This window comes from Arthrobacter sp. KBS0703 (assembly GCF_002008315.2).
Lineage (GTDB): Bacteria > Actinomycetota > Actinomycetes > Actinomycetales > Micrococcaceae > Arthrobacter.
This window is the reverse complement of record NZ_MVDG02000001.1, coordinates 4,218,958-4,245,651: the sequence shown is the minus strand read 5'-3', so window position 1 is coordinate 4,245,651 and position 26,694 is coordinate 4,218,958. Positions and strand designations below refer to the sequence as shown.

Genomic DNA, 26,694 nt, shown 5'->3' with positions numbered 1-26,694 from the left:
CATGGACCGCCTGGCCCTGACTCTCATCGAACTGGGGGCGGTCGTGTTCTGCCTCGGCCTGCTGGCCAGGCTGGCCGGCCGGATCGGAATGTCCCCCATCCCCCTATATCTGGTGGGCGGCCTGTGCTTCGGGGCCGGTGGCTTTGTGGAACTCAGCGGCATGAAGGAGTTCGCCCATCTGTCCGGCGAAATCGGCGTCATCCTGCTCCTACTTATGCTCGGTTTGGAATATACGGCCACTGAGCTCGTGACCGGACTGCGGAGGTCGTGGCAGGCCGGCGTCCTGGACCTGGTCCTGAACTTCCTCCCGGGCGCGGGCCTTGCCGTGCTGCTCGGCTGGGGCCTGGTGGGGGCCATGGTGATGGGCGGGGTCACGTATATTTCATCGTCCGGCATTGCGGCCAAGGTCATCACCGACCTTGGCCGTATCGGCAACAGGGAAACTCCCGTGATCCTCTCGATCCTGGTGTTCGAGGACCTGGCCATGGCGGTTTACCTGCCCATCCTCACCGCCACCCTTGCCGGCGTCAGTTTCCTGGGCGGCCTGCAGACCGTGGGCATTTCACTGGCCGTCGTCACGGTGGTGCTGCTGGTTGCGCTGCGGCACGGGCACCGTGTGTCGAAGGCCGTGCACAGCGAAAATTCCGAGGTTTTCCTGCTCAACCTGCTGGGCGCCGCGCTCCTGGTAGCCGGCGTGGCCGCGGCCCTGCAGGTCTCGGCAGCGGTGGGTGCGTTCATGCTCGGCATTGCGATTTCCGGAGCCACGGCGCACAGCGCGACCCAGATCCTTGAGCCATTGCGCGACCTGTTCGCGGCCATCTTCTTCGTGGCCTTCGGTCTCAACACCGATCCCGCGTCCATTCCGCCGGTGCTCGGCTGGGCGCTGGTCCTGGCCGTCATCACCGCCGCGACGAAGATCATCACTGGAGTCTGGGCGGCCAAACGGGTCGGGATTGCACGGCCCGGCCGGTTCCGTGCCGGTGCGGCCCTGATTGCACGCGGCGAATTTTCGATCGTCATCGCAGGCCTGGCGGTGACCTCGGGGGTGGTTGAGGCGGAGTTGGCGGCCCTTGCCACGGCGTACGTCCTGCTCATGGCGATCCTCGGTCCGCTGGCCGCCCGCTACATCGAGCCTGTGGTCAAGAAGTTCACGCGGCGCGCGCGTCCGGAGCCGGTCCCGGCCTAAGCCCCGCTCATCGATGCGTGAGGTCCCGCGACTTACACGGAGCCTAAGTGCCGAGATCTCACCTCTCGATGCACCAACCCCTGCGGACCAGGGCGTCCAGGACCCGGTGCGCGCTGCCGTCAAAGCCCCACGCCTTCACGTGGGCCGCGGTCACCGTCACCGACGTCCAGCCGATCGCGGCTATCGACTCGTCCCGCCGGATATCCAGGTCCCGCTGGCGAGGTTCCAGGTGGTGCCGGCCATCGTAGTTCACCGCGACCTTGAACTCCGGGAAAGCCAAGTCCGGCCAGGCAAGCTCCAGTCCGTGGAATCCGTGATCACGTAGCCCAGGGCAGGTTCAGGAAGTCCAAGCCTGCCGATGGCCAAGCGGAGTTTCGTCTCCGGCGCGGAGTCTGCCCCGGCGCGTGCCAGCTCAAGCGCGGTCTTTGCCTTCCGGATGCCCCGGGCACCACGGTTGCCTTCCACCTGGCTTCGGAGATCAGCCAACGAACAGAGAGCCAGACGGTTTCGACCGAAACTCCGGGATTGGCTGCAGATGAAGAAGTCCGCAGCGGCCACGAGGTCCTCTATGTCCAGGACCGAAGCCAGGTCGAGCCAGGTCCTCGCCGGACTGGTGAGGGGAACGCCGTCGAGCTTTGTGACGTCCTCGGCCCGCAGCTCCAGGCGGTGGCCGGCTACTCCCTTCCGCACAGGCCGCGTTCCGCCATCCACCCGGGCCAGATGCACGCGAAGGTCATTCTGGATGTTCCATGGCAGCGGGCATCGGAGGAGCAAGCCCGCTGTGCCGAGGCAGCAAGCGGTTGACGGACAGATTCCCGTGAGTAGGCGGCAGGTGTGCAGGAGGCTCTGTTCTGCCGCCCACGGTACGCGCACGCCGCGGCTCGCCACACGGATATCGCTGCTCCATGCGCGGTGCGGCGCCACGCCGGCAGCAAGCTGCTCTGCCAATGTGAAGGACCTGCCCGCGAGCTCGTCGGGCAAGGGTCGCGGCTTCCTCATGGCCCATTCTGGGCACACTCAGACAGTCTCGTTCCGGTTATCCACAGTGGGGAGGAGGAGTGCCCCGGCCGGCGCCTCATCGATGCGTGAGGTCTCGGGACTTACGCGGAGCCTAAGTGCCGAGATCTCACGCCTCGGCCACAAGAAAGCCAGAAGCGGAGCTAGATGTCCGTGCGGTGGAAGTTCAGGTGGCTGCGGCTCGCCGTGGGTCCGCGCTGGCCCTGGTAGCGGTTGCCGTATTCGCCGGAACCGTAGGGGTGTTCCGCGGCGGAGGTCAGCCGGAAGAAGCAGAGCTGGCCGATTTTCATGCCGGGCCACAGCTTGATGGGCAGCGTGGCCATGTTGGACAGCTCCAGCGTGACGTGGCCGGAGAACCCGGGGTCGATGAAGCCGGCAGTGGAGTGCGTCAGCAGGCCCAGCCGGCCGAGCGAGGACTTGCCCTCGAGCCGGGCGGCGATGTCGTCCGGCAGCGTCACGGTCTCATACGTCGAGCCGAGCACGAACTCGCCGGGGTGCAGGATGAACGGTTCGCCCTCGTCCACTTCCACCAGGCGGGTCAGATCGGGCTGGTCTTCCGCGGGGTCGATGTGCGCGTACTTGTGGTTGTCGAACAGCCGGAAAAACCGGTCAATCCGGACGTCCACCGAGGACGGCTGCACCATCGCGGAGTCGTAAGGGTCCAGGACGATCCGTTCGGAATCAATTTCGGCACGAATGTCGCGGTCAGAGATCAGCACGCCTTCCAAAATAGCATTGCTGGCGCCCCCGCCTCCCATTAGTGTTGCCAGAACAATCCGGCCGACGGTCTCACGTCACACGGCCAAAATAGAGCTGGGGATATTTTGAAGAAGATTGCGGCCCACGCCGTCGTGGCGATCATGTGCGCCCTCGCACTGGCTGCTCCGGCAGCGGGAGGGCATCCGGCACCTGCATCAGCCGGAGCGCCGGCGGCGTCACTCACCTCCGGACCTGTCTCTTATACACATCTAGATGTGTATAAGAGACAGGCGGAGCGGCCGCCGCTTCTCCCTCACCGGGGCAGCCGCCCGCCTCAGCTCCCTCACCGGGAGGCCGCTGGCCGATACGGCCAACACGGCCGGCTCGGGGGCCGACCCCCCGGCTCCCCGGCCGCGCGCTCGTCCTCGGTCCTGTCCGCAACGGCAGCATCACCTTCCGCGGCAACGCAGCCAGCACCGTCATCCCCACCGGCCAGCACAGAGACGCCGGCGGTCGACGCGGCAGGCGCGGTCGATGCAGCAGGCGCGGCCGCCGCCGGTATGCCTGAACCGGCATCCATCCCGCCGCTGTCAGCACCAGAGGGCGCCCTTCCCTCCCCGCCGACGGCAGCCCAGCCGGAACCAGCCCAGCCGGGGCCCACCGGATCGGCACCGCGGACGCTGACTCCAGAGGCGCTGGTGCCGGAAAGCAACGCGGCCCAGGTCGCTGCCGTCTTCAACGCGATCAACACGTACCGGGCATCCCTGGGCCTCCCCGCCGTGAAGTACCACGCCACTGTCGCGGGCATGGCGCAGGAATGGTCGGACAGCATCGCCTCCCGCGAGGTCATCGAGCACCGGTCCAGCTTCTGGACCGATGCACGGGCGCTCAGTCCGAACAACGGCGCGGGTGAGGTCATCGCCGTCCGCTGGGACCGGGACGCCGCGCAACTGGTCGAGTGGTGGAAAGGCTCCCCCGCCCACAACGCCATCCTCACGGATCCGCGGTTCAACGTGGTGGGCATCGGCATCTCCTTTACCGACGGCAACTGGCAGACCACCCCGGGCCGCTACACCATGTGGGGCGTGGTGGACTTCTTCGGCTACAGCGCCCTTCCGTCCGGGACCACCGCCGGCCCGGGCGGCACCACCACGGTCCCGGTCCAGCCAGCCGACGTCTGCGAACCCCTGGTCAAGCACATGCCGCCGACCCTTGACCTGGCCACGGCGGCCATCAGGAGTGCCGGTGACCTGCTGTCCGTGGACGCTGCGGGCCAGTTGATCAACCGGCCGTCGCTCGGGAACGGGCTGTTTGGTCCGGCGGAAGTCGCCGGTTCGGGATTTGCCGCCGCCCAGGCCGTTTATGTCACGGACTGGGAGCGCGACGGCATCTTCGATGTGCTGGCGCAGTGGGCGGACGGCCGGCTGACGCTGCATTCGGGCTCGCTGGCAGGCGGTTTCCTGGCACCGGTCACGCTCGGCCAGTCCGGCTGGGCGGGACTGACGCTGGCAGTCGGCGGGTGGTGCTCGGCCAACCGGCTTCCCCAGCTCCTGGCCCTGGACTCCGCGGCAAACCTCTGGCTGTATCCAAACCGGGGCAGCGGCGACCTGGTTCAGCGCACGCTGATCGCGTCCGGCGTCTCGGCGACGCGCCTGGCGATGGTGGATTTCGACGGCGACGGTTTCCAGGATCTGCTGGCCCGCCAGGGCGGCGGGAACGTTCTCCTGTACCGGGGATCCGGCACACCGTGGCCCACGGTCGAGGCCAGGGCCGCGGTGGCCAGCGGCTGGGGCGATGTGACCGCCATCCGCTCCCTGGCGGACGTCACGGGCGCCTATTCCGCCGGACTGGCCCTGCAGAGGACCGGCAGTTCCGTTCAGTACCTTGGCCTCAGCGGCGGCATCCTGAGCCCGCCGTCCGCGGTTCCAGGAATCTGGACCGGCCAGCGGCTCGCCCAGTAACCCCGGCCCCGCCGCGGAGTCCTAATCCGCCGTCGGACGCTCTTCGAGCACGGCCTTGAGCCGCTCGAGCTGGGCGACCCGCTCCTGCAGCCTCCGCTGGACGGCCGGCCGGCCGAGACCCCGGAGGCCTTTGAGCGGGGCTTCGAGGGCGAAGCGCACGCGCGTGCCGGCGCCCTCGGTGCTGAGGTAGAACCCGCCGCTCGGCAACGAGGGGCCGGCCACCACCTGGAACCTGATTTCGGCCCCCGGCCGTGCGTGTGAGATCTCAAAGTCCGCCGCGACCGGACGGCCCCGCGGCCCCGTGAGTGTCACCTGATACCGGGCGCCGGCGCTCCCCGCGCTGCCCGAACTCAGGCTGATGCTGCGGATACCCGGCTGCCAGGCCGCGAGGTTCAGCCCGTTCAGCAGGAAGATGTAGACCGTCATCGCATCGCGCTGCACGAGGACCTCGTGTTCTGCAAATGCCATCGGATCCTTTTTCCAGCGTCGGGCGGTTCTCGTAGCCCGTATCCCCGTTCCGCGGCTAACTGGACTCAGGATAGCCAGCGGCATGAAGCCGCGGGGAAAGCTGACCGGGCCTTTACCGAAGAGTTACGGGAGACAGCCAGCGGGGCCTGCCCGGAGGACGCGCGAAGGGCACGGACCGCCGGTGACCTGGCCTGCCACGCAACTGCGCTAAGCTAGGTTTTGCGCCGGCGAAATCCGGGGCACTGCGGCTGTAGCTCAATGGTAGAGCGCTAGCTTCCCAAGCTCGACACGCGGGTTCGATTCCCGTCAGCCGCTCCATTTTCCCCGGCCCGCCGCCCGGGAAGTTCGGCGCCAGGCCCGCCCACTTCCCCGGGGCCCATTAGGCAGCTACCTGTATGGTCAGAAGTCAGGAACCTCTTCGGTTCCGCTACAGGAGCAACCATGGCTGACAAGTCCCCCCGTCAAGCAGCATCCAAAAAATCCGGCAAATCCATCAAGGAAAAGCGCGCCGACAAGAGAGCCGCCACAGCACCGGCCAGCTCACTGGACAAGACCAGCGCTAAGCCGGTGGCGGCAAAGAAGAAGTGACCGGCTCGCCGAACCATCTCACCCTGGGGGTTGTCTCGTCGTCGCGAAAACCGGATGAACGCCGCCTGCCCCTGCACCCCCTGCACCTTGAGCGCATCGCCCCGGAGTTGCGCCAGCGCATGATCCTGGAGCACGGCTACGGCGAACGCTTCGGCTTTTCCGACGCCCAACTCGCCCCGCTGGTGGGCAGCCTGGCCAGCCGCGACGAACTGGTGGCGAAGGCCGACGTCGTCCTGCTGCCCAAACCGCAGCCGCAGGACCTCGCGGAACTGCGCGACGGCCAGGTCCTCTGGGGCTGGCCGCACTGCGTCCAGGACCGCGCCATCACCCAGCTGGCCATCGACAAGAAGCTGACACTGATCGCCTTCGAGGCGATGAACCACTGGGCCAGCGACGGCGGCTTCGGCCTGCACGTGTTCCACAAGAACAACGAACTCGCAGGCTACTGCTCGGTGATCCACGCCCTGGCCCTCACCGGGTCCACCGGCGATTACGGCCGGCGGCTCAGCGCCGTCGTCATCGGTTTCGGGGCCACGGCCCGCGGCGCGGTCACGGCCCTGAACGCGCACGGCATCCATGACGTGCAGGTGCTGACCAACCGCGGGGTTGCCGCGGTTGGCTCCCCCATCCACTCGGTGCGGATCGCGCAGTTCGACCACGACGACAAGGCGCCGTTCCTCAGCCAGGTCATCACCGAACGCGGCCGCGTCCCGCTGGCCCCGTTCCTGGCCGAAAGCGACATTGTGGTCAACTGCACCCTGCAGGACCCCAACAATCCGCTGACGTACCTGCGCACGGAGGACCTGGGCGCATTCCGGCCCGGCAGCCTGATCGTGGACGTCTCCTGCGACGAGGGCATGGGGTTCAGCTGGGCCAGGACCACCACCTTCGCCGAGCCGATGTTCACCGTGGGCGACCACATCGACTACTACGCGGTGGACCACAGCCCGTCGTACCTGTGGAACTCCTCCAGCTGGGAAATCAGCGAGGCTCTCCTGCCGTTCCTGGAGACCGTCATGTCCGGTCCCGCCGCGTGGGAGGACAACGACACCATTGCCCGCGCCATCGAAATCCGCGACGGCGCTGTCATCAACAAGGACGTTCTGGAGTTCCAGCACCGGGCGGCTGACTACCCGCACGAGGCGCTGCCGGAAAGCTAAGGCTTAGGCGGCCCGCTGCACCACCCGCAGCAGGCGGCGGTCCCGGAAGTCCACCTTGAGCTTCAGCTCACCCTTGCGGGCGAGGACGACGGCGACCGTCGCCGCCGCGAGCACCGGCACCCCGCCTGCCACCAGCAGGGCGGTGTGCGGATCCAGGTGCTCGGCAATGGACCCGATCATGGGTCCGCCGATCGCCTGGCCGCCGATCAGCACCATGATGTAAAGGCTCATCACCCGGCCGCGGATCCCCATGTTGGAGCTGATCTGGACCAGCTGGTTGGACGCCGTGAGGAACATCAGGCACCAGAAACCTGAGAGCACCATCGCGGTGCCGAACCAGGCCAGGGACGGCGCCAAGGCGGACAGGCACAGCATGAGCCCGTACATCCCGGCGCCGAGGACCACCGACCGCAGCCTCAGCTGGCGGCGCCGCGTGGAGGCGACCGCGCCGCCAGCGCGCCCAGTGCCACGAGCGCGTTCAGCATCCCGTAGCCGCCGGCACCGATGCCGTAGACGCGGTCCGCAAACGCGGCGAGCAGCACCGGCAGGCTCATGGCGAACACCGCGATGAACCCTGCCATCAGCCACGGCCAGTAGATGGTGGGCTTGCTGAGCGCGTACCGCAGCCCCTCGCGCAGCATGCCCTTCCGCTTCGGCGCCGGGGCGCTGACAAACAGCTGGTCCTTCCGCAGAAGCAGCAGCATGGACACCGTGGAGCAGCAGGCCACCGCGTTGGCGGCGAAGGCCCAGCCGGCCCCGACCGCGGTGAGCAGCACTCCGGCGAGTGCCGGGCCGATGAGTCCGCCGAGCTGGAACGTCGTGGAGTTCACGCTGATGGCATTGCGCAGGTACTGCGGCCCCACGAGCTCATGGACGAACACCTGCCGCGCAGGCTGGTCCAGCACCGTGACCAGCCCCAGGACAAACGCGATGACGTACACGTGCCAGACCTCGATCACGCCGCCGAGCGCGAGTACAGCAAGGGTGGCCGCCAGGACGGCGGCGACGGACTGGCAGATGATCAGGATCTTGCGTTTCGCGAACCGGTCCGCCACTATCCCGCCCCACGGGCCGAGCACCAGCGACGGCATGAACTGCAGGGCCACGGTGATGCCGACGGCGGTGACGGATCCGGAGAGCTGCAGCACCAGCCAGTCCTGGGCGATGCGCTGCATCCAGATGGCGATGACGGCCACGAAATGGCCAATCGCGAAGATCCGGAAGTTGGGGACTCGGAGGGAAATGAAGGTGTGGCGCCACGGAAGGCGTTCACTGACGACGGCGACGGGCTGGGTGACGGTGGCCATTGACGGCGGTGGGGGTGTCACAGGAGTTCCTCAGGAGAGCGGGCCGGCGGGGATGCCTCTAACGCTAGGGCGGCGGGGAACGATCATGTAAGACTATTGGTCGTATAACTAGCATTGCGGATCGTAATGTCGGCCCCGCAGCCATCTTCTGCTCGGGGCGCAACCCAGGAGGACGCATGTTCGAACCGGCGCAGCTCCGATCGTTCCTCGCCGTCGCCGAAACGCTGAGCTTCACCAAGGCCGCGGACCGGCTGGGTCTCGCCCAGCCGACCGTCAGCCAGCATGTGCGCAAACTCGAAACGGCGGCCAAGCGGATGCTGATCACCCGCGATACGAGGGACGTCCGGCTGACGGACAACGGCGACGCGATGGCCGGGTTCGCCCGCAGCATCCTCGCGGCCCACGACGCCGCCGCGCGGTACTTCTCCGGTTCGGCCATGCGCGGCCGGCTGCGGTTCGGCACTGCGGACGACCTGGCCATCACGGGACTTCCGCGCATCCTGCGGGAGTTCCGGCAGATCTATCCGCAGATCAACCTGGAGCTGACGGTCGGCCAGAGCGACCAGCTGTACAAGAGACTCAACTCCGGTCAGCTGGACCTGGTCTTCGTCAAATGGGTGGCCGGGGCCAAGGACGGCACGGTAGTCCAGCATGATTCGTTTTCCTGGGTGGGACTCGAGCAGACCACCCTGGAGCCCGGCCAACCGGTTCCGCTGATCGCCTACCCGTCGCCCAGCCTGAGCCGGAAACTCGCCATCGACGCCCTCGAATCCGTGGGCCGGACCTGGCGCATCACGTGCACCACCAAGCAGATCAGCGGCGTACTGGCGGCCGTCCGCGCGGGCATCGGAGTGGCGGTCATGCCCTCATCGCTGGTGCCCGAAGACCTGAAAATCATCACGCGCCGTTTCGAGCTGCCGCCGGTGGGGGACGTCGATTTCACCCTGATTCGGAACCCGCTGGCCAACGCCGAGGTCATCGATGCACTGACCCAGGCCATCATGGGAAGGACGCTCAAGAAGCCGGTTTGAGCCGCGCCAGTCCGGGGTGCGGACGAAAAATCATTGATAACCGTTCGCAGCGGGCCTATGCTGGCTCTGTTGGAGGTCATGAAGCGGCTGATAACAATAAGGTTTCGATGACGAACTTGCCAGGCAACGACGCCCGCACTGTTCGGGATAGGTACGCCGTGACCACAGCCGCAAACCACCGCCACATCCCGCACCACTCTACGACCCACCACCCTATGACGCGCCACTCTATGACCGTCGACACGGAATATGTCGGCAAGCCCAACTGCGAAAAGTGCGGAACAGACGAGTTCGTTTACCTCGAGTCGTTCATTCCGCCGAAGTACCGCCATGACGGCACCGTCAGGACGCTGGGCGAAGTCGCCTACACCTGCACACGGTGCGAGGACTTTTCCGCTCACAGCGTCCCCGCGTCCTGGGCTCCGCCCGGCTGGTACCTGGGCTAAAACTGCACGATTAAGCTGCACGAGCACATTCCGCCAGCAAACTAACGGGCGGGCACCGGATGGTGCCCGCCCATTGTTCTGCCCGCCTTAGGCCCGCATGGAGGCTAGATCAGCGAATCGGACAGGTGGTTAGGCGTTCCGAAGCGGTGCGCGGTGATGCTGACGGCCTGCTCGTGCAGGAACGGAAGCATCTCGATGCGGCCGGCCTCCGTGACCTGGTGCGCGTAGATGGCCAGGTCCGGGCGGCCGCCCGTTGCCTCGGCCAGCGCCGCCGCCGAACCGCCAATCAGGCGGATGCGGGCGCCGGACAGTTTGCCGGCAGCCGCGAGCCTGCCCGCGGAGGCCAGCCACGCGGCGTCGTCCTCCGCCGTGACGGCGATGTCCAGGCCGGTCAGCACCGCCCGCAACTGCGCCGGGAGTTCGACGCCGGTGGAGACCGTCAGCCGCGATCCGGCAAGCACGCCGGCGGCTACTGTCCGGACGAGCGCCGGGAGCTGTTCGCCGTCGGACAGCCGGACGGTGACCGGCAGGGCACGGTACCGGAAGACGTTCCGCTCGGCGGCCAAGCCGGAGACGTCCTTGGCGGCGCCGAACTCGTCCGCCCAGGCCAGGGCGTCGGAGCCCAGCGCCCGCTGCAGCTTGTCCAGCTCTGCGGCGTCGAACTCGCCTTTTACGGCATTCACGAGGCGCCGCACGCCGGGGCTGGAGATGCGCGCCGTTGAGCCCTGCGTGCTTTCCTTGCTGGTCCAGTCGCCGAGGCCGGCGAGGTAGTTGGGGCCGCCCGCCTTGGTACCGGCGCCGACTGCGGACTTCTTCCAGCCGCCGAAGGGCTGGCGCTGCACGATGGCCCCGGTGATGCCGCGGTTGACGTAGAGGTTTCCGGCCTGGATGGTGTCCAGCCACAGGCCGAGCTCGTCCGTGCTGAGGGAGTGCAGGCCGGCGGTGAGGCCGTATTCGATCTGGTTCTGGATGGCGATGGCTTCCTCGAGGGTTTCCGCCGTCATGACGCCCAGGACCGGGCCGAAGAATTCGGTCAGGTGGAAGTAGGACCCGCGCCGCACGCCGTGGCGGACGCCGGGGCTCCACAGCCGGCCGGTGCCATCCAGCTTCCGCGGTTCGACGGCCCAGTTCTCGCCTTCACCGAGCGTCGTGAGGGCATTGAGCAGCTTGCCGCTCGCGGGTTCGATGATCGGGCCCATCTGGCTCGTGGGGTCTTCCGGGTAGCCCACTTTGAGGGACGTCACGGCGTCGATCAGCTGGTTGTGGAACCGCTTGGACTTGGCAACGGAGCCCACCAGGATCACGAGCGACGCGGCCGAGCACTTCTGCCCGGCGTGCCCGAACGCGGAGTAGGCCACGTCCTTGGCTGCCAGGTCCAGGTCCGCGCTGGGGGTAACGATGATGGCGTTCTTGCCGCTGGTCTCGGCCAGGAGCGGCAGGTCCTTGCGGAAGGACCGGAACAGCTCAGCTGTCTCGTAGCCGCCGGTGAGGATCACGCGGTCAACGGACGGGTGCGAGATCAGTTGCTGGCCGAGCTCACGTTCGCCCAGCTGCACCATGGTTAGCACGTCGCGGGGCACGCCGGCCTCCCACAGCGCCTCGATCATCACGGCACCGCTGCGGCGTGCCTGCTTGGCGGGCTTGATGACGACGGCGGAGCCGGCGGCGAGCGCCGCGAGGGTGGAACCGGCGGGGATGGCCACCGGGAAGTTCCACGGCGGGGTCACCACGGTGAGCTTCGCCGGAACGAACGTGGCGCCGTCGACGTCGTCGAGCTTGCGTGCCGACTCGGCGTAGTAGTGGGCGAAGTCCACAGCCTCGCTGATCTCGGGGTCGCCCTGGTCGATGGTCTTGCCGGTCTCGCTGGCCATGACCTCAAGCAGGTCCGCACGGCGGGCCTCGAGGGTTTCGCCGGCGCGGTGCAGGATCTCGGCGCGCTCGGAGCCGGAGAGTGCGCCCCACGCCTTGCCCTTTTCGACGGCGGTTTCGATCACCGTGTTAAGGGTGGCTGCGTCCGAGATTGTGGCGGCCTCCACGGCGGCGTTGCCGAGCGTGGACGTTGCGACGCGGCCCAGGATGGCGCGGCCCCAGTCGCGGTTGGCGGGCAGGGACGGGTCCGTGTCCGGGGTGTTCCGGAAACCGTCGTGCGGCATGGGCTCTGCCGGGAGGCTGCGGTTCTGCCGGCGGCTGGGCCCCGGAACCTCGTCGTCGAGTTCTGCCAGGGAGGAAAGGAAGCGCTGCTTTTCGCGCTCGAACAGTGCCTCGTTCTCGCTGAGTTCAAAGACTGCGGACATGAAGTTTTCCTGGCTGGCGCCCTCTTCGAGGCGGCGGATCAGGTACGCGATGGCGACGTCGAACTCTGCCGGGTGCACCACGGGGGTGTAGAGCAGCAGCGAGCCGACGTCCTTCTTGACGGCTTCGGCCTGGCCCTGTGCCATGCCGAGGAGCATCTCGAACTCGATGCCGGATTCCACGCCGCGCTGCTTGGCGAGCAGCCAGGCGAATGCGATGTCAAAGAGGTTGTGGCCGGCCACGCCGATCCGGATGTTCCGGATCCGCTCCGGGTGCAGCGAGTAGTTGATGACCCGCTTGTAGTTGGTGTCCGAGTCCTGCTTGGTGCCCCACGTGGCCAGCGGCCAGTCGTGCAGCGAGGATTCCACCTGTTCCATGGGCAGGTTGGCGCCTTTGACCACGCGGACCTTGATGGCGGCTCCCCCGTTGGCCCGGCGGGCGGCGGCCCAGTCCTGCAGGCGGATCATGGCGGACAGGGCGTCCGGGAGGTAGGCCTGGAGTACGATTCCGGCCTCGAGGTTCTTGAACTCCGGCTTGTCCAGGATCCTGGTGAAGACCGCGATGGTCATGTCCAGGTCCTTGTACTCCTCCATGTCCAGGTTGATGAACTTGGCCTTCTGCCCGCCGGCGGCAAAGGAGGCGGCGCGGGCGAACAGCGGGGTGAGCTTTTCGACGACGTGCTCCACGGCTTCGTCGAAGGCCCAGGCCGAGTGCGGCGCCACGGTAGAGGAGACCTTGATGGACACGTAGTCCACATCCGGGCGGCCCAGCAGCGTGTGGGTGCCCTCGAGCCGGCGGGACGCCTCGTGCTCGCCGAGGACTGCCTCGCCGAGGAGGTTCACATTGAGCTTGATGCCGTCTTTGCGGATCTTGGCGATGGCCGGGCCCAACTTGGCGTCGGTGGCATCGACAATGAGGTGGCCCACCATTTCACGGAGGACGCGGCGGGCGATCGGGATGACCACCTGCGGCAGGACCGGGGCCATGGTGCCGCCGAGCCGGACGGCGCTGCGCATGTGCCACGGCAGGAAGGCGGGAACCTTCGGGGCAAGGGCAGCGAGGTTGCGGGCGGCCACGTGCAGGTCTTCCGGACGGACCACGCCGTCCACGAAACCGACAGTGAACTCCAGGCCGTTCGGGTCCTTGAGGACGCCGGCGAGCTGCTCAGCGGAGGCGTCCACCGGGACCTTGGCGGCCTCGGTCAGCCAGCGGCGCACGAGTGCGATGGCTTCGCCGGACAGGGCCGTAGCCTCGGCGACGTCGGAGACTGCCGGGCGGGGAGCCACGGCGCCGGTCTCAGCGGCATCCTTGCCTGAAACGCGGTGATCCGTTGCGGTGTTGGTCATAGCTTTACTCGTTCTTTCACTGGTGGGGACCGTCTCACTCATCAGTATGAGCCTGCAGTAACATAAGATAAAGCGATCTTTTCTGAGCAATACAGGTTAGAAAAACCGAACGCTCAAATTTCCGCCCGAACGTTCGGAAAATCGGGCAAAGTCCCCTTAAACACCATCGCCACCCGGCGGAAACCGGGTGGCGATGGCTGGCGGTGAAGACGACGGCGATGCCGCCCAGGGAGTGGCATCGGGCCTGTCGGAGCCGGACGGGGGTGGCATCGCCGTCGTCGAGAGTGCGCAACTCATTTAGACAGCAGCTGGTTACACGGGGGTGTGCATCTCCACCGCCTCTTCATGCCGCGGGCTGTTCGGGTTCATCAGCGAGTGTTTGCGTCCGTAGCCGAAGTAGATGGCCAGGCCGATGACCAGCCAGATGGCGAACCGCACCCAGGTGGCGAAGGGAAGTTGGGTCATGAGGAAGCCGGAGGACAGGATGCCGAAGGCCGGCACCAACGGCATCAGCGGGAGCCGGAAGGTACGCGGGGCGTCGGGCTTCTTGTAGCGGAAGATGATGACCGAGAGGCAGACGACGACGAACGCGGCCAGGATGCCGATGTTGGTCAGGTCCGCGACCTCCTTAATGGGGAAGACGCCCGCCAGGAAAGCTGAAGTGATGCCGGCGATCCAGGTGACGCGCTGCGGCGTGCCGTGCCGGTCCGTTTTCGCGAACCAGCCCGGGAGCAGGCCGTCGCGGCTCATTGAGAACCAGACGCGGGTGACACCCAGGAGGAACGTCAGCATCACCGTGAGGATGGAAAGGACCGCAAAAACGGAAATGATAGTGGCGATCACGGGCAGCCCTACCGAGGTGAAGGCGGATGCGAACCCGGCCTTAGGGTCGATGTCCTGGTAATTCTGCATTCCGGTCAGCACCAAAGTGGCAGCCACGTAAAGGAGCATGGCCACAATGAGGGAGAGGATGATGGCCTTGGGCATGTGCTTCTTGCCGTCGGTAGCCTCTTCCGCCGCGGTGCTCATGGCGTCGTAGCCGAACACGGCGAAGAACACGGTGGCCGAACCTGCCACCACGGGGCCGAAGCCGCTCGGCATGAACGGATTGTAGTTGTTGGTGTCGACGTAGAAAATGCCCAATCCGATGATGAAAATGATCAGGACCACCTTGATGGCCACGGCCACGAGTTCAAACCGGCCGAACGCCTTGGTGCCGCGGGACAGGATCCAGGTCACGATAAGGCAGACGATGATCGCGGGAATGTTGACGATTCCGCCCTTGCCCTCGTCCACCGTGGACGTCATCCAGGCGGGCATATGGATCCCGATTCCGGACAAGAAGGCGTCGAAGTAGCCGGAGATGCCGATGGCCACCACCGCCACAATGGCAATGTACTCCAGGAGAAGGTCCCAGCCGATGAACCAGCCAATGACCTCCCCAAGGGCGACGTATCCGTACGTATAGGCCGAGCCTGCGCGCGGGATCATGCCGGCAAATTCGGCATAGGAGAGCGCGGCGGCCGCCGACGCCAGGCCGGCGATCAGGAAGGAAAACAGTACGGCCGGCCCGACGCCGGGGGTGTCCTCGCTGCCGTGGGCCACGAGCCCGGCCAACGAAAAGATGCCGACACCGATAATGCCGCCGACGCCGATGGCCGTGAGCTGCCACAGCCCAAGGGACTTGAACAGCCCGCTGTGTTTGTTCTCTACTTCGATGTCATCAATGGGCTTGCGCCGCATCACAGACTGGGTGGGATCTTTAATGGTCATCAGGGACTCCTGCTTAGATGCGGCCCCATCATCCGCCCTGTGATGGGGGTAACTCTGATCAGTATGCAAGCAACATTGCATTAGATAAAGTGAATACTTCTGAACAGTATTCGTCAGTTCATCCACTCATTCGCTTTACCCAAAGGAACAGCCAGTGCTCGATGTCCGCCGCCTGAGACTGCTCCGCGAGCTGAAGATCCGGGGCACGCTCGCCGAGGTGGCCGCAGCCCTGCAGTACAGTCCGTCCTCAGTTTCCCAGCAATTGGCCCTTCTTGAGAAGGAAGTGGGGGTCGAATTGCTCAGGAAAACCGGGCGCAGGGTTCAGCTGACTCCCCAGGCCGAGGTCCTCGTGGCCCATACCGCGCAGCTTCTCGAGACGCTCGAGCAGGCCGAGGCGGATCTGGCTGCGTCACTCACCACGGTCTCGGGCACGGTCCGGATCGCAGTTTTCCAGTCCGCGGCCCTGGCGCTCATGCCGGACACCCTCACCCGGATGACGGGCACCTACCCGGAGGTCCGGATCGAAATGATTCAGCGCGAACCGGAAACGGCCCTGCACGAGACGTGGGCGCGGGACTTCGACCTCGTTATTGCAGAGCAGTATCCGGGCCACGCGGCGCCCCGCTATCCGGAACTGGACCGCGTCCGCCTGACGAGTGATGCCATCCGGCTCGCGGTGCCGCCGGAGGCGGAGGGCAGGGCCAAGGTCACGTCCCTCGCGGACACAGCGGAGATGCCGTGGGTCATGGAGCCGCGCGGCGCAGCCTCCCGCCACTGGGCCGAACAGGCGTGCAGGAGCGCCGGCTTCGAACCGGACGTGCGCTTCGAAACGGCAGACCTCCAGGCCCAGATCCGCCTGATCGAGTCGGGAAATGCCGTCGCGCTGATGCCGGACCTCGTGTGGACCGGCCGCGGCACCACCGCCCAGCTGATGGAGCTACCGGGAAAACCCCGCCGGACGGTCTTCACCTCGGTACGCCGGTCCAGCGCACAGCGGCCAGCCATCCTCGCCGCACGCGAGATCCTCGCGGCGACAGCCGCCTCCATCGCGGCCGCCCAGGAAGAATCGGACGCGGGAGCAGGGTAGCGGCCGGAGTGTTCCGGCTCACAGCCATACGGCTAGCCCGGCGTTAGACTGTTCACGTTATGAATCGCACAATGTTTAAGTCCAAAATCCACCGCGCCACTGTCACGCACGCGGACCTCCACTACGTGGGTTCCGTCACTGTGGACCTGGACCTGCTGGACGCTGCCGACATCATGCCTGGCGAGCTCGTGGCCATTGTGGACGTCACCAACGGCGCCCGCCTTGAGACCTATACCATCGCCGGCGAGCGCGGTTCCGGCGTCATCGGGATCAACGGCGCCGCCGCGCACCTGATGCACGAGAACGACATCGTCATTCTGATCACCTACGCCCAGATGACCACGGATGAGGCCAAGGCCTACACGCCCAAAGTGGTCCACGTGGACAAGGACAACAAGATTGTCCAGATCGGCAACGATCCCGCGGAGGGCCACACTGCCGGTCTCATGCGCCCGCCGTTCGCGCTGAACAACGCCACGTGCAGCTGAGGCCGCAGGACTTCGCGTAACAGGCCGCCCGAATAGCGAGATCCCTGCCACAAGCTCATCCTTCGCCGAATAAATCTGATTAGGCTGGGATGGTGGACGCCACCCCCTGTAGACCCCAGCCTTCAGAGACGCCCGGATGCTAGGCGTCCTGGCGGGCTTTTTCGTCGTCTGGTGCATCATCCTGGTGGGCATGTTCGTCGGCAGGAGAGGCATCCTCGGTGAGAACGCACGCCAGGTCCTGAGCGGGCTGACCTTCTTTGTGGCCAGCCCCGCCCTGCTTTTCGAGACGCTCAGCAAGGCCCGGCTCCACGACGTCTTCGCCGCTCCCCTGCTGGTGACGGCGGTGGGGGCCGTGGCCACTGCAGCCCTGTTCTTCATCATTGTCAGGTTCCTGCTCAAGCGCAGCGTGCCCGAATCGCTCATGTCGTCCATGAGCGCCTCCCTGGCGAACTCCGCCAACCTCGGCATTCCGATCGCCGTCTACGTCCTCGGCGACGCCAGCTATGTGGCTCCCCTGCTGATCTTCCAGCTGGCGTTCTTCACGCCGCTGTTCCTCATGGCCCTCGACTCCACCACGAGCTCGCACCGCACCACCCCGCTCCGCTTCGTCCTGATGATCCTCAAAAACCCGATGATCGTGGGCTCCGCACTTGGCCTGACGGTGGCCGGAACCGGCTGGCAGGTCCCGGCGCTGGTCCTGCAACCCATCCACCTGATCGGCGGCGCCGCCATTCCGGCCATGCTGATGGCGTTCGGCATGAGCCTGAACGGTTCCAGGCCGCTCCAGGCGGCTCAAGGACGGCGGGTTGACGCCCTGCTTGCGAGCGCCTTCAAGCTCGTCGTCCACCCGGCGATCGCCTACATTTTTGCCCGCTTCGCCCTGGGACTCGAGGGCCAGGCGCTGTTCGCCGTCGTGGTGACCTCTGCCCTGCCCACCGCCCAGAACGTCTTCGTGGCGGCCAGCCGGTACAAAACCGGCCTCACGGTCGCCAAGGACACCGTGCTCGTCACCACCGTCGTAGCCGTCCCCGCCATGATCGGCGTGGCCCTGCTCCTGGCGTGAGAACCCACCCCGATTCGGAGGAACCGTGAACCCAACCCTGGACACCGTAGTCATCGGAGGCGGCGCCATGGGCTCCGCTGCGGCGTGGGCGCTGGCCCGGCGCGGGCGGGACGTGACCCTGCTGGAGCAGTTCGGCCCGGGGCACCGCATCGGGGCCTCGCACGGGGCCACGCGGAACCTCAGCCTGGCCTATTCAGAGCCGGAGTACGTCGCCATGCTGGCCGAGGCGCTCAAGCTCTGGGGTGAGCTCGAAAACGAGAGCGGGGAGCAGCTGCTGGCGCGCACCGGCGTCGTAAACCACGGCCCCGACCCCCGGCTCAGCGATATTCACGCGGCGCTGGCCGGCGCCGGGCTGCAGGCGGATTTTGTGCCGCTGGCCGAGGCCGGCGAGCGCTGGCGGGGCATCCGGTTTGATCAGCAGGTCCTGTACATGCCTGACGGCGGGCAGCTCAATCCGGAAGCGGCGCTGCCGGCCCTCCAGCGCCTGGCCGCCGCAAACGGGGCCGCGATCCGCCACCATGCGGCGGTTCTGGAACTCAAGATTCTCGACGACGGCGTGCGGCTCACCGTGGACGACGGCGGCCGCACCGAGGTGCTGACAGCCCGCCAGGCGGTGGTCACCGCCGGCGGCTGGACGTCCAAGCTGCTCGCGGGCACGGTGGCCGTGCCGAGGCTCACCGTGACCCAGGAGCAGCCTGCGCACTTCGGCGTTTCCGACGGCGGCGCCGCCTGGCCCGGATTCAACCACTTCCCGGGGTCCGGGGAGGGCTACGCCGGCTGGTACTCGCCCGTCTACGGCATGCTCACCCCGGGCGAGGGCGTCAAGGCGGGATGGCACGGCGTGGGGCCGGTGGTGGACCCGGACCGCCGCTCGTTCCAGCCCGAACCCCGGCAGCGGGCCGCACTCCAGCGCTACGCCCGGGACTGGCTGCCCGGCGTTGATGCCGACGACATGGCGGACATCAGCTGCACCTACACCACCGCCGCGGACCACAACTTCGTGCTGGACCGCATCGGACCGGTGGTCATCGGCGCGGGCTTCGCCGGCCATGGCTTCAAGTTCACGCCGGTGGTGGGCAGGATCCTGGCCGACCTCGCCGCCGGGGACGGTCCGGCCCCGGCCATGTTCTCCGCCACCCGCGCAGGACTCCGCTAGCGCGTAGCAGCCGGAACACCCTGCGCGCGTCCCGGACCTACGCCCGCTGGTGCTGTTCCAGGAGCCGGGCACAGCGGATGAAGCCGAGGTGCGAGTAGGCCTGCGGGTGGTTGCCCAGATGGGTCTCGGTGCCCGGATCGTACTCCTCCGGCAGCAGCCCCGTCGGTCCGAACAGGTTGACCAACTGGTCGAACAGGTCCCAGGCCTCCGCGATGCGGCCCACCGCCACGTACGCCTCAATCAGCCACGTGGTGCAGATGTGGAAGCCGCCCTCCAGGCCCGGCAGGCCGTCGTCGTACCGGTACCGGAAAACGGTGGGACCGACGCGGAGCTCCCGCTCCACGGCGGTGACGGTGTCCAGGAACCGCTGGTCGTTGACGTCGAGCAGGCCGGACAGCCCGATGTGCAGGACCGCCGCGTCCAGGTCGGGGCTGTCGTAGGCCACGGTGTAGGACGAGGCGGTGTCGTCCCAGCCCTCGCGGAGCACCTCGTCCCGGATAATGGTGGCCATGGGAGCCCAGGACGGTTCGGGATCCCGGCCGAGCCGGGCGGCGGTGCGGAGGGCCCGGTCCAGCGTGACCCAGCACATCACCTTGGTGTAGACATGGTGCCGCGGTGCGCGGCGCGCCTCCCAGATGCCGTGGTCGGCCTCATGCCAGCGCGCCAGCACGGCACTCGCCATCTGCACCATCAGGTCCCAGTGCGCGGGCGCCAGGGATCCCTGCGACGTGCTCAGCGCATGGATCAGTTCTGCGATGGGACCGAACACGTCCAGCTGGACCTGGTGGTCCGCGGCGTTACCGATCCGCACCGGCCGCGAGCCCGCATACCCGGGCAGGCTTTCGATGATGGCCTCCGTGGAGAGCGGCGCGCCGGTGACCGAGTAGAGCGGATGCAGCCACTCCGGGCCCGGCGCATTCGCCAGGATCCGGCTCAGCCAGCCGAGGAATCCCTCAGCCTCCGCCGTGGACCCCAGGTCCACCAGCGCGTTGACCGTCATGGATCCGTCCCGCAGCCAGCAGTAGCGGTAGTCCCAGTTGCGGGTGCCGCCGATTCCCTCGGGCAGCGAGGTGGTGGGCGCCGCGAACACGGCGCCGGTGGGCTCGTGCACCAGCGCGCGCAGCACCAGGGCCGAGCGCCGCACCAGGGAGGGCTTCACGGACGGCAGCACCAGGCCCTGCACCCAGCGGCGGGAATGATGCGCGACGGCGGAACGGCGGTCCGCCTCGTCCGTTCCGTGCGAGTGACGGGACTCCGTGTCACCGCACCGCAGATTAAGGACCACCGGGCCGTTCTTCAGGTTGACGTCGGCTGTCGCCGTAGCGTGCCGCCCGTCGGAGGTGATGGCGAAGCTGACGCCGGGGGCCAGCAGGACGATGGGATCGGAGGTGCCGACGACGTGCAGCTCGTTGCCGCGGGCTTCCATGCTAAACGGTGCGTTGGCGTAGTCGGGCCGGGGTGCGAACACGATCCGCGCCGCCCCTGTTCCGGACAGCACGCGGACCAGGCTGGTGATCCCGTCAGGGGCAGGCTCGAGGTAGTCTGTCACCGTGACGTCCGCCCAGCGGGTCTCCACGATCATGGTGCTGTCCACGTACCTCTGGCCGAGCACCTGCGAGGCCTTGACCGGTTCCACCGAGAAATGGCCCGCGGCATCCCCGCCCAGGATATGCGCGAAGAGCGAGCCCGAGTCCGGCAGGGGATGGCTCATCCAGCAGATCTTGGCCTCGGGTGTCAGCAGCGCCGTGGAGGAGCCGTTGCCGATCATGGAGTGCCGCTCCAGCCCTACGGCATCCTCGCCGAACAGCCAGGCGCGCCGCAGTTCAAACAGGATTGCCAGCACCCGGGCAAACGACTCGGGGTCCTTCAGCCGGTGCTTTGCCTGGCTCGGCTGGTTGCCGACCCACAGCCCCATGTCCGGGCCCCGGAGGGTGGCCATGGCCAGTTCGTCGCTGAGGGCGTCCCCGGCGTACAGCGCCGCGCTGACCCCGAGCCTTGACCGGAGGTGTTCAAGGGCGGGGGCTTTGGAGGGCTCCACCACGGACAGGTCCAGCACCGATCCGTCCACGATGAAGAACAGTCCCAGGGCACGGGCCACCTCCTCGGCCTTCTTCGCCGTCTTGGCGGTAATCGCCGCGGACGCCGGCCGGGTGTGCACCGAAACCGCCACCGGCTTCCGCTCGATGCTGATCCCCTTGTAGGCGCCCACGGATTCGATCAGGGCCTGGTTGGCCTGCTGCAGCACGGATTCGGTGGCCAGGGACAGCCCGTGGGCGAATCCCATGTCGAATTCGGCTCCGTGCGAGCCCACCAGATGCACCTCGGCGGGCAGCCTGGACACTGCCGCCAGATCGCGCAACGACCTCCCGGAGATGACCGCCGCATGCGTATTCGGCAGCGCGGCCAGGGCACGCAGCGCTATGGCGGCGCTGCCCAACGGCAGCGTTTCGGTGGAAATCCCCTCCGCGGCGCACAGGGTACCGCCGTAATTGCAGGCCACCAGGAGGGTTGGTGTGCGGGCCAGGATCTTCAGTTCGGCGAGCAGCTGGGGGGTCAGGCCGTCGTCGGCGGCTTCCGACTGGACGAAGGCCCTCAGCAGGCCCAGCGGCAGGGACTTTGTCAGCAGCGCAGAATCGGCCACGGTCTGGTTGAGCGGAGTAGGCACAGGCGACGTCCTTCGGATAATCCCCAATGATGCGCGAGAAAAGTCCGGCGAGGGACTTACCCCCAGTTTCCTGTGCCGTCGTTACATCAGAATAGCCCCGGCGTTGCGGGAATGTAACGCTGTTGAAAATCACCGCGCCAGGAACGTCAGCACGGACAGAAAGATCCGCCCGGGCCACAGCGAACGTGACCCGGGCGGACCGGAAATTTCTTGGTGCAGGTGCCTGAAGCTAGCAGGCGGGCGAATCGAACTCGTAGGCGCCCGAATCAGCAGCCGCGGTTCCCGCGCAGTCGCCGTTCATGGTGGCGGGAGCGCCGGCCAGGTCGAGCGTATAGGCGGTGGTCCCGGCCCGGTCGATCGCCGGGCTGGTGCTGGTCAGGTGGAAGTCGGTCGGTGCGCTGACGAATCCTGCCGGCGCCTTGGTAGACGTGCTGTTTGGCGTGATGTTCGTCGGGCCGTTGAGGACGTTCTGCTTCTCGGTCCAGCCGGAACCGTTCATGTACAGGGCGTTCTTGACCCCGACGAGGATGTTGGCCCGGACCACGGTTGAGGACGGGCAGGTCGCGTGGCAAACAACAGCCTCGGACACCGAGCCGGTCAGATACACCGTATTGAACTCGAAGACCGTGCCGTTGGTGGGGCCGAAGGAAGTTCCGGTTCCGCGGGCGATCAGCCCCTTGGCCTCGGAGCAGCTGGCTCCGCAGGTTGAGCGGACCAGGTTGTAGCGGTACATGTTGCCGTCCGCAGTACCGGAGGACTTCCCAAGCTCGGAGAAGTTGTTATTGTCCACGGACACATTGTGGTGAATGTTGTTGCGGTTGCCGTTGTAGATTTCGAAGGCGCCGCCGTCCTGGTTGAAGTCGTAGGACTTCCCTGTGGAACCGCTGACGGTATTGCCGGAAAACTCATTGTCGTTGCCGTTGATCAGCACGCCAAAGGCACCGGAGTCGTCGCTGCAGTTCACCGCGGACGCTGTTCCACAATTCGTGCCGGGGGTATTCACATTCATGACGTTATTGTTTGTCAGTGAATTCCCCGTGTACTTGCCGAAATCGGAGCCGGCGCCGATCTTGAGGCCGACGGCGTTGTTGGAGGCACTGGAGTTCCGCACAACGTCGCGGTCCCCGGTGAGACTGAATCCCGCGTAACCGCAGGCGACGGCACGCAGGCCGTCAACCGTGGTGTAGCTTCCGTTGATCCTGATGCAGTTGCCCGACTTGCCGCCGGTCACCGTGGGGGCGTTCCCGGTTCCATAACTGTTCAGGGTGATCGGTGCCGCGGAGGTGCCGCTCTGGGCGGTCACGATGCCCCCGGTCCAGGTGTCGCCCTTGCGGAAACTGACGGTGTCTCCGGGCTTGAGGAAGGCCTGGCCGACCTTCGTCAGGGACTTCCAGGGGGCCGCGCTGGACGTGCCCGCGTTGCTGTCACTGCCTGCGGCACTAACGTAGTAGGTGGTGCCCGCGGCCGAGGCCGGGGCGGAGAAGCCTGCAACCAGCCCGCTGACCATGAGGAATGTCATGAGTGCGGCTGCAACGGTGGATTTGATCTTCATAATTTCTACCTGGGTCTGATTGTGAACGGAGCTGAGCGCATTCCATCCGGTGGATTTCTGAATCAGGCGCGCCGAAAAACCTCAACCGCACGCGGTTGAGGTTGTCAGGTGTAGTGATCTTGACGTCGCTACATTGGACCAGCTAGCCACAGCATCTGCACTTGCTTTTGCAGAAGCTTTAAAGCACCCGGAATTGCGGGCGGGGTAACGCCCATTACCGAAGCAAATTGAGACCTTGCGATGTTAACGCTAAGTTCTGCCCGGCGTAGAAGTCAAAAGATATCGGTTGAATGGCGCTAATTTGAGCCCGTATTAACCCGGTGCACATTCCTACCCAGTGCACCCTGACCTGCAGGTTTATGCCTCGGATGCCGCGCGCGGAGGCCCTAAAAAATATTTCTATTGGAGGGCTAAACGCGCGCCAGGCCAGCAACCTCGGCCAGTAATTCCACCGACCGGAGACGCGATTCCGTCGCTGTGCTCTGGTGAGCCACGATGAGCTCGTCGGCGTCGGCGTGCTTGGCGAACCCGTCCACGTACTCCATCACGGCGTCCGGCGTTCCCACCGCCGAATACTTCATCATCTGGGACACGTGCTGCCCCTGCGGGGAATCGAGGACCATGTCGGCTTCGTCGTCCGTGAATTCCCTCCCGCCACCGAAAAACAGCGAGACGCGGGCGCGCAGCGTGGCCCGGAACATGTCCTGTGCTTCCGGTGCCGAATCGGCGGCGATCACGTTCACACCGGCGATGACGTGCGGCGTGGCCTGCTGCTCGGACGGCTGGAATTCCCGGCGGTAGATGGCCACGGCGTCCTGCAGCGCATTCGGCGCGAAGTGGGAGGCGAAGGCGAAGGGCAGGCCCAGCTGCGCGGCCAGCCGTGCCCCAAACAGCGAGGACCCCAGGATGTAGAGGGGCACGTTGGTGCCCTTGCCCGGCGTTGCCTCGACACCCTGGATGCGCGTGGGGCCGCTCAGGTATCCCTGCAGTTCCAGGACGTCCTGCGGGAAGGTCTCCGCCGACTGGGGATCCCGGCGGAGCGCCCGCATGGTGTTCTGGTCGCTGCCCGGGGCACGGCCAAGCCCCAGGTCGATGCGTCCCGGATGCAGGGTAGCCAGCGTCCCGAACTGTTCGGCAATGGTGAGCGGCGAATGGTTGGGGAGCATCACCCCGCCCGCCCCGAGCCGGATGGTCTCCGTCTTCGCCGCGACGTGCGCAATCAGGACGCTCGTGGCAGAGGACGCGATCGAGGACATGTTGTGGTGTTCGGCGTACCAGACCCGCCGGTAACCGAGTTTCTCCGCAAGCTGGGCCATGGCGACGCTGCCGGCAAAGCTCTCCGCCGCTGTCTGGCCCTTGCCGATGGTCGCAAGGTCAAGGATGGAGAGGGGAACAGTCACGGTGGAGCCGGCCTTTCGTTGCGGGGCATGGCGGGCCGGGACCGTAAATGGTCCCCGGCACGCTTTTGACAACGACGGCGGCTCCCGGCTTATTTCTGCGGGGCCGGGTGACGCTGTCCACACTTTCACCACGTGTTCCCTGCCGCCGGGCGGCAGGCCGCCGCTAAGCTTGCGGCATGGCCAACAAATCCACTGCAGATAAAGTCGCCACAATCCAAAAAGGCTATGTCCTGGAGGGCACCACCATCGAGCTGGGAGCCGCCATCGTCGACGGCGAACTCCACAAGGACGCCCCGGTCCGGCTCCCGCTGTCCATGATGAACCGGCACGGGCTCGTGGCGGGCGCCACGGGCACAGGCAAGACCGTCACGCTGCACATGATGGCCGAGCAGCTTTCCACCGCGGGCGTGCCGGTCTTCCTGGCCGACATCAAGGGCGATCTGTCCGGCCTCGCCACCGCCGCCCCCGGGAATGAAAAACTGACCGCGCGCACCGAAAGCATCGGCCAGCAGTGGGCCGGCAAGACGTTTCCCGTGGAGTTCCTGGCCCTCGGAGCGGACGGCAACGGCGTCCCTGTACGGGCCACCATCACGTCCTTTGGGCCCATCCTGCTTTCCCGGATCATGGAGCTCAACGACACCCAGGAGTCCAGCCTCCAGCTGGTGTTCCATTTCGCCGACAAGAACAACCTCGAACTGATCGACCTGAAGGATCTCCGCTCCGTCATCCAGTTCCTCACGTCGGATGAGGGCAAGGAGCCGCTCAAGGAGCTGGGCGGCCTGTCCAAGGCCACTGCCGGCGTCATCCTCCGCGAGCTGGTGACCCTCGAGGCGCAGGGCATGGAGCGCTTCTTCGGCGAGCCCGAGTTCGACACCGCGGAGCTCCTCCGCACGGCCCCCGATGGGCGCGGCGTCATCAGCTGCCTCGAGCTCCCCACCCTGCAGACCAAGCCCATGGTCTTCTCCACCTTCCTGATGTGGCTGCTGGCGGACCTCTTTGAAGACCTGCCCGAGGCCGGCGACCTCGACAAGCCCAAGCTCGTGTTCTTCCTCGACGAGGCCCACCTGCTGTTCAATGACGCGTCAAAGGCCTTCCTGGAAGCCATCACCACCACGGTCCGGCTCATCCGTTCCAAGGGCGTGGGCATCTTCTTTGTCACGCAGACACCGAAGGATGTTCCCGCCGACGTCCTCGGCCAGCTCGCCAACCGCATACAGCACGCACTGAGGGCGTTCACGCCGGAGGACGCCAAAGCGCTCAAGGCCACCGTCTCCACGTTCCCGATCAGCGACTACGACCTCGAGGAGACACTCACCTCCGCCGGCATTGGCGAGGCGGTGGTCACCGTGATGAACGAGAAGGGCGCGCCCACGCCCGTGGCGTTGACCCGCCTGCGCGCACCGGAGTCCCTCATGGGCCCCAGCGCCGATGAGCTGATTAAGGGCACGGTGGCGCACTCGGCGTTGCTCACCAAGTACGGCACCGCCGTGGACAACATCTCCGCGTACGAGAAACTTTCCGGCAAGTCCGCCGCCTCCACGGGCGCCGCAGCACCGGGCCAGCCTCCGGTTCCCTCCGCAGGCGTTTTCGTTCCCGGCAGCCTGGACACGCAGGCAGTCGACGCCGATGCCCGCCGCATCGAAGAGGAGATCCTGGGACGGCCCAGCAGCTGTCTCTTATACACATCTAGATGTGTATAAGAGACAGCCGTCCGCGCCCGCGCCGCGCTCCGCTCCCCCTGCCGGCGGCGGCATGATGGAGGACATCACCGGCGCCCTGGGCGGGGCCCTCGGCGGAGGGCTGAAGAGCATGGTCCGGTCAATGGGAACCCAGCTGGGCAGGGAACTCCTCCGGGGCGTTTTCGGCACCTCGTCCCGGCGCCGCCGCTAGCGCCGCTGCCCGCCCGGCCGGGCGGTGACACCCCGCCGTCGGGCGTTTTTTCGCGCCCTCCCGGCGTCATGGCGGCGCCCCTTACTCCTGTGTTCGCGGCACTAGCAGGTAACGTAAGG

The 26,694-nt window shown here is 66.6% G+C and carries 19 protein-coding genes, 1 tRNA gene and 2 pseudogenes; 12 read left to right on the top strand and 10 right to left on the bottom strand.

The window, feature by feature from the left end; all coding sequences use genetic code 11:
• The first annotated feature begins 1 nt into the window (after position 1).
• Positions 2 to 1,186: a cation:proton antiporter gene (locus B1A87_RS19690; RefSeq protein ID WP_078026931.1), complete on the top strand. Its 1,185-nt coding sequence runs from the start codon at positions 2 to 4 to the stop codon at positions 1,184 to 1,186.
• Between the two features lie 58 nt (positions 1,187 to 1,244).
• On the opposite strand, the gene B1A87_RS24280 is transcribed toward B1A87_RS19690, so the two are convergent.
• The 3 genes from B1A87_RS24280 to dcd all read right to left on the bottom strand — a co-directional run bounded on the left by B1A87_RS24280 (position 1,245) and on the right by dcd (position 2,922).
• A complete protein-coding gene (locus tag B1A87_RS24280; protein ID WP_260680978.1) occupies positions 1,245 to 1,439 on the bottom strand; it encodes a hypothetical protein in 195 nt (64 codons plus the stop codon).
• The gene (locus B1A87_RS24275; RefSeq protein ID WP_260680977.1) at positions 1,436 to 1,876 is read right to left on the bottom strand and encodes a hypothetical protein; all 441 of its coding nucleotides are present in this window, start codon (positions 1,874 to 1,876) and stop codon (positions 1,436 to 1,438) included. The genes B1A87_RS24280 and B1A87_RS24275 overlap by 4 nt, the downstream gene beginning before the upstream one ends.
• A gap of 470 nt (positions 1,877 to 2,346) precedes the next feature.
• Entirely contained in the window at positions 2,347 to 2,922 is a 576-nt protein-coding gene (gene dcd / locus B1A87_RS19680; protein WP_078027092.1) for a dCTP deaminase, read from the bottom strand.
• Positions 2,923 to 3,027: 105 nt separating this feature from the next.
• On the opposite strand from dcd, the gene B1A87_RS19675 reads away from it, so the two are divergent.
• Positions 3,028 to 4,863 carry a CAP domain-containing protein gene (locus B1A87_RS19675; protein WP_260680976.1) on the top strand — a complete coding sequence of 612 codons (1,836 nt, stop codon included), beginning with the start codon at positions 3,028 to 3,030 and terminating at the stop codon, positions 4,861 to 4,863.
• 21 nt (positions 4,864 to 4,884) lie between these two features.
• Here the strand turns inward: B1A87_RS19675 and B1A87_RS19670 are convergent, their stop codons facing one another.
• A complete protein-coding gene (locus B1A87_RS19670) occupies positions 4,885 to 5,331 on the bottom strand; it encodes an SRPBCC family protein (RefSeq protein WP_078026930.1) in 447 nt (148 codons plus the stop codon).
• A gap of 244 nt (positions 5,332 to 5,575) precedes the next feature.
• On the opposite strand from B1A87_RS19670, the gene B1A87_RS19665 reads away from it, so the two are divergent.
• The 3 genes from B1A87_RS19665 to B1A87_RS19660 all read left to right on the top strand — a co-directional run bounded on the left by B1A87_RS19665 (position 5,576) and on the right by B1A87_RS19660 (position 7,079).
• Positions 5,576 to 5,649, top strand: a tRNA-Gly gene (locus tag B1A87_RS19665).
• Between the two features lie 123 nt (positions 5,650 to 5,772).
• Complete coding sequence (locus B1A87_RS23140; RefSeq protein ID WP_185982369.1) at positions 5,773 to 5,919, top strand: hypothetical protein; 147 nt, start codon at positions 5,773 to 5,775, stop codon at positions 5,917 to 5,919.
• Positions 5,916 to 7,079, top strand: a complete 1,164-nt coding sequence (locus B1A87_RS19660) for a N(5)-(carboxyethyl)ornithine synthase (protein WP_078026929.1) — start codon at positions 5,916 to 5,918, stop codon at positions 7,077 to 7,079. Before B1A87_RS23140 ends, B1A87_RS19660 begins: the two co-directional genes overlap by 4 nt.
• A gap of 3 nt (positions 7,080 to 7,082) precedes the next feature.
• Here B1A87_RS19660 and B1A87_RS19655 read toward each other — a convergent pair.
• Positions 7,083 to 8,386 (bottom strand): annotated as a pseudogene (locus tag B1A87_RS19655) (MFS transporter).
• A 176-nt stretch (positions 8,387 to 8,562) separates the two neighbouring features.
• Here B1A87_RS19655 and B1A87_RS19650 point away from each other — a divergent pair.
• Together B1A87_RS19650 and B1A87_RS19645 are read left to right on the top strand one after the other, a co-directional pair.
• The gene (locus B1A87_RS19650; RefSeq protein ID WP_078026927.1) at positions 8,563 to 9,417 is read left to right on the top strand and encodes a LysR family transcriptional regulator; all 855 of its coding nucleotides are present in this window, start codon (positions 8,563 to 8,565) and stop codon (positions 9,415 to 9,417) included.
• A gap of 215 nt (positions 9,418 to 9,632) precedes the next feature.
• Positions 9,633 to 9,863: a hypothetical protein gene (locus B1A87_RS19645; protein WP_260680975.1), complete on the top strand. Its 231-nt coding sequence runs from the start codon at positions 9,633 to 9,635 to the stop codon at positions 9,861 to 9,863.
• Positions 9,864 to 9,967: 104 nt separating this feature from the next.
• Here B1A87_RS19645 and B1A87_RS19640 read toward each other — a convergent pair whose 3' ends face one another.
• Both B1A87_RS19640 and B1A87_RS19635 read right to left on the bottom strand, forming a co-directional pair.
• Positions 9,968 to 13,501, bottom strand: coding sequence for a bifunctional proline dehydrogenase/L-glutamate gamma-semialdehyde dehydrogenase (locus B1A87_RS19640; protein ID WP_078026926.1), 3,534 nt, complete (start codon positions 13,499 to 13,501; stop codon positions 9,968 to 9,970).
• Positions 13,502 to 13,813: 312 nt separating this feature from the next.
• Positions 13,814 to 15,274 (bottom strand): amino acid permease, encoded by a 1,461-nt coding sequence (locus tag B1A87_RS19635; protein ID WP_078026925.1) that lies wholly within the window; start codon positions 15,272 to 15,274, stop codon positions 13,814 to 13,816.
• 154 nt (positions 15,275 to 15,428) lie between these two features.
• Here B1A87_RS19635 and B1A87_RS19630 point away from each other — a divergent pair, with 154 nt between their 5' ends.
• The 4 genes from B1A87_RS19630 (at position 15,429) to B1A87_RS19615 (ending at position 19,068) form a co-directional block, all read left to right on the top strand.
• Positions 15,429 to 16,361, top strand: coding sequence for a LysR substrate-binding domain-containing protein (locus tag B1A87_RS19630; RefSeq protein WP_078026924.1), 933 nt, complete (start codon positions 15,429 to 15,431; stop codon positions 16,359 to 16,361).
• Positions 16,362 to 16,420: 59 nt separating this feature from the next.
• Positions 16,421 to 16,849, top strand: a complete 429-nt coding sequence (gene panD / locus B1A87_RS19625; RefSeq protein WP_185982368.1) for an aspartate 1-decarboxylase — start codon at positions 16,421 to 16,423, stop codon at positions 16,847 to 16,849.
• 136 nt (positions 16,850 to 16,985) lie between these two features.
• Complete coding sequence (locus B1A87_RS19620; RefSeq protein WP_078026922.1) at positions 16,986 to 17,912, top strand: AEC family transporter; 927 nt, start codon at positions 16,986 to 16,988, stop codon at positions 17,910 to 17,912.
• Between the two features lie 25 nt (positions 17,913 to 17,937).
• Positions 17,938 to 19,068, top strand: coding sequence for an FAD-dependent oxidoreductase (locus tag B1A87_RS19615; RefSeq protein WP_078026921.1), 1,131 nt, complete (start codon positions 17,938 to 17,940; stop codon positions 19,066 to 19,068).
• Positions 19,069 to 19,105: 37 nt separating this feature from the next.
• Here the strand turns inward: B1A87_RS19615 and B1A87_RS19610 are convergent, their stop codons facing one another.
• From B1A87_RS19610 to B1A87_RS19600, 3 genes are all read right to left on the bottom strand, one after another.
• The gene (locus B1A87_RS19610; RefSeq protein WP_144275896.1) at positions 19,106 to 21,733 is read right to left on the bottom strand and encodes a trehalase-like domain-containing protein; all 2,628 of its coding nucleotides are present in this window, start codon (positions 21,731 to 21,733) and stop codon (positions 19,106 to 19,108) included.
• Between the two features lie 229 nt (positions 21,734 to 21,962).
• A complete protein-coding gene (locus B1A87_RS19605) occupies positions 21,963 to 23,285 on the bottom strand; it encodes a hypothetical protein (protein ID WP_078026919.1) in 1,323 nt (440 codons plus the stop codon).
• 410 nt (positions 23,286 to 23,695) lie between these two features.
• Positions 23,696 to 24,685, bottom strand: a complete 990-nt coding sequence (locus B1A87_RS19600; protein ID WP_078026918.1) for an LLM class flavin-dependent oxidoreductase — start codon at positions 24,683 to 24,685, stop codon at positions 23,696 to 23,698.
• A gap of 176 nt (positions 24,686 to 24,861) precedes the next feature.
• Here B1A87_RS19600 and B1A87_RS19595 point away from each other — a divergent pair.
• Positions 24,862 to 26,575, top strand: a pseudogene (locus B1A87_RS19595) (helicase HerA-like domain-containing protein).
• Positions 26,576 to 26,694 lie beyond the last annotated feature (119 nt).